Origin of the sequence: Empedobacter sp. UBA3239 (assembly GCF_002362875.1) — a bacterium.
Classification (GTDB): domain Bacteria; phylum Bacteroidota; class Bacteroidia; order Flavobacteriales; family Weeksellaceae; genus Empedobacter; species Empedobacter falsenii_B.
In genome coordinates this window covers 13841-16233 of sequence record NZ_DEVJ01000070.1, presented here as the reverse complement: position 1 = coordinate 16233, position 2393 = coordinate 13841, and the positions used below count along the sequence as shown (strand labels likewise).

The 2393-nt window shown below is 28.2% G+C and carries 1 protein-coding gene; it reads left to right on the top strand.

Features of this window, described 5'->3' with window-relative positions:
* Positions 1-319 precede the first annotated feature (319 nt).
* Positions 320-1597 carry a DUF389 domain-containing protein gene (locus tag B4G36_RS10990; protein ID WP_038337098.1) on the top strand — a complete coding sequence of 426 codons (1278 nt, stop codon included), beginning with the start codon at positions 320-322 and terminating at the stop codon, positions 1595-1597.
* Positions 1598-2393: the final 796 nt, after the last annotated feature.

Below are 2393 nucleotides of genomic sequence, written 5' to 3'. Positions count from 1 at the left end.
TTCAATCAAAATTTCATTGGTATGTTTAAGATTTAAGAATGAGACACCGATTTATAAAAGTATGAAGACCTTGGTTAAATGGAAAAATTGAACCATCTCATTTAACTGATAAAAAAAGAGTTCTATCAACTTTTAAGCTATACTAATGATCCCGATCTAAATCAAAATTAGGGGAATGAGAAAAATTTTATAATCTAAATAGACTTTATGTTCATTTAAAGTAAAAACACCTTATTAAATACTAAAATCAAAACTAAAATAATTATATTTAATGCCTACGTAGTGATGAAGTACGACAATTAATATCAATAAAATGTCTATGAATAGAATATACAAATTGCTCAATCTACATATTGGAGAAGAAGATAAGAATAAGGTCAAAGAGGATGTACAAAGTAATATCTCATTTAAAGGAGCAAATTTATGGATTTTAGCATGTGCTATTTTGATAGCTTCAATAGGTTTAAATGTTAATTCAACAGCAGTTATTATAGGAGCTATGTTAATTTCACCTTTAATGGGACCAATTGTAGGTTCTGGTTTTGCATTAGCAACTTATGATTTTACCCTATTAAAGCGATCTACTAAGAATTTGTTTATTGCAACATTAGCTGGATTGGTAGTTTCGTGTTTATATTTTTATTTAAGCCCATTTAAAGAAGTAGAGTCAGAAATATTAGCCAGAACATCGCCTACAATTTATGATGTCCTAATTGCTTTTTTTGGAGGTGTCGTAGGAGCTATATCAATAACAAGAATTGAGAAAGGTAACCCAATACCAGGGGTAGCAATAGCTACTGCATTAATGCCACCATTGTGTACAGCAGGTTTTGGTTTAGCAACTCTCAACTTTAAGTTTTTAGCGGGTGCATTATATTTATATAGTATAAATTGTTTTTTTATTGCCTTATCTACATTTTTGGTATTGAAATATTTGAAATATAAGCCAATACAAACCCAAAACCCTGCACTAGACAAAAAAGTACGACTAACTATAACTGTTTTGATGTCTTTATTAATTTTACCTAGTTTCTATCTAGCCTATAATCTATTACAAGAAAAAAGATATACACAAAACGTAAATACATTTATCCAAAAAGAGTTTCAGTTGAAAGGTAAAACTATTATTTATAAAAATGTAAACTTTAGATCAAATCCAAAACGTATTGAACTTGCATTTTTAACAGAGAAATATGATAGTTTACAAATAAAAGAATTTAATAATAAGCTAGCGGATTTTGGTTTAGAGAATACAACTTTAGTTGTTCGACAAAATAATAGTGATTTAAAACAAGAAATATTAAGTGAAATAAATAAAAATCAGCTAAACGTAACAGAAAAAGATTTACAAATACAACAATTAAAAACACAAATAGAACAAAAAAAAATTGGAGATGCTACTACTGAACGTGAAATAAAATCCTTGTTTCCTTCAATACGTTATGTTTATTTTGGGATTATTCAACATTATAGTGATAGTTTAAAAGCAAAACCAATAGTGATATATCATTCAGAACAAGAAATTGATGAAAATCTATTGCATAACTGGTTGAAAATAAAATTAAAGAGTGATAATTTAGCATTGATTAAAGAATAATATTTATTTTTCGATTCTAAAAATCAGATTTAGAAGATGTATATAGTAGATGTTAGATATTAGTATTGAGATTTTAGAATTGTAAAATGTAGTAGTTGTGATGTATAAAGTATTATGTATTCAGATTAAGACTAAGGTTGAGAAAGAGGATTGATTTTAGATGGGAGAATTGAGATTTTAGATTTGTGAAATGTATTATGTATTTAAATATTGGAAAAAGGATCATAAAAATGTCATATGATTTGGAGACGAGTGTCAAAAAGTTGAAAGTCATGGTTAAAATGTTTTACTGTTTGCGTAGCAAATGATTTAAAACATTCAATGGCTGAAACTAATTTTGACCGTCGAAAATCAAAGACAAGTCTTTTTTCGTTAGTTTTTTTGACGAAAAAAAGTGACAAAAGATTTCTCGATATCTCGAAATGATATATTGGATGCGATTCTGAGACAGGCTCAGAATGACAGCTAAATGATAAGCTTTGATTAATACTCATGTGATAAAAAGGATTTTACATTCATTTTTTCCTTGACGCAAAAACGAACCAAAAACGTCAAGACTGCGATTTTCGACGTTCAATTCTCATCTCACGCACTAAAAAGATTAAATGATTCGCATACGCTCACTAATCTTTTTTACGCTTGTTTCAATGGATTGAAGCTCGTCTGCAAATCGTATGTCGGCTTTAAAATTCTTATTTAAAGCAATCTCGACTTTTCAGCAATGACAGTTTATAATTCATTGTTATAAACGAATTTGAGTATTGAAAAAAGATGAAAAACCGGCATTAAAACTCTC